Annotated in this window: 2 protein-coding genes; both read left to right on the forward strand. The window is 64.2% G+C overall.

Annotated elements, in window-relative coordinates; all coding sequences use genetic code 11:
* Positions 1-334, forward strand: a 334-nt coding sequence (locus NP589_RS21550; protein WP_256608809.1) for an iron chelate uptake ABC transporter family permease subunit, incomplete at its 5' end; no start/stop codon positions are given.
* The coding region (locus NP589_RS21555) for an iron chelate uptake ABC transporter family permease subunit (RefSeq protein WP_256608810.1) at positions 331-1,102 on the forward strand (772 nt) is incomplete at its 3' end. The genes NP589_RS21550 and NP589_RS21555, both read left to right, overlap by 4 nt.

Consider the following 1,102-nt stretch of genomic DNA (forward strand, 5'->3'; position numbering starts at 1 on the left):
GAGCTCGACGCCGGTGAGGGTGGGAACGGTGGCGGTGGTCGCGCTTTTGACCGGCGCTAGCGTGGCGTTGGCCGGCCCTATTCCGTTTTTGGGGTTAATCGCGCCCTATTGCGCCAGGGTGCTGGCCGGCGCGGCATTAGCCTCCCAACTTGCGTATTCGATTCCGCTGGGTGCCGCGCTGATGCTGTCGGCCGATTTGACGGCCCGCTTGCTGCTTGCCCCGTTCGAAGCGCCGGTTAGCGCCGTGTTGGCGGTCATCGGCGCACCGTTGTTGATATGGATAGTACATCGTGACGCGACGCTGGCTTTAATGCCGGTCGGAAGCGAACGATGACCAGCGCGGTCCAGCGGTTCGCGCCGATTGCGCTGTTGCTGTTGCTGGCCTATGCCGCATTGATTGCCGGTACACCACGTTTGACGGCGGCGCAACTGTGCGCCGGCCTGTTCCGCCAAGGGCCTGACTGGCTGTCCACGCTGGTGACGCAATTCCGCTTGCCACGTTTGTGCGCGGCGCTGGTAGTGGGAGTCGGGCTCGGCGCGGCCGGTGCCTTATTGCAAAACTTGACGCGCAACCGCTTGGCCAGCCCCGATGTGTTGGGGATCAACGACGGCGCGCTACTGGCGTTGGCGTTGAGCTTGATCCTGAATCCGGCTGGTGTATTGGGCCCTTGGTGGTGCGCACTGGCGGGTGCGCTGATCACCGCGGCTTTCACGTTACTGGCGGCCGGCGGCGTCGGCACTCGGGGTTACCGGGTGCTGGTGGTTGGGCTGGGCATTGCCAGTATGCTGCGCGCCGGTTTTGACATTGCGTTGGCGACACTCCCCATCTTCCATGCCTCCGGTCTGTATGCCTTTAGCGTCGGGAGTCTGGCCGGGCGCGCCTGGCCCGTGGTCACGGCGGCCGCCGCGCTGCTTGGTATCTTGTTGATGGCGTGTTGGTTTATTTCCCGCGCTTTAGCGTTACTGTGCCTGCACGACGACAGCATTCGCGGTTTGGGCGTCAATTTGGGTCGCCTGCGTTTCACCGTACTGATGTTGGCGGCCGCACTGGCGGGCGTCGTCACCGGCGTCGGCGGGCCTATCGGTTTTGTCGCCCTCTCTG

This window comes from Methylomonas rosea, from assembly GCF_024505055.1.
Taxonomy (GTDB): Bacteria; Pseudomonadota; Gammaproteobacteria; order Methylococcales; family Methylomonadaceae; genus Methylomonas; species Methylomonas rosea.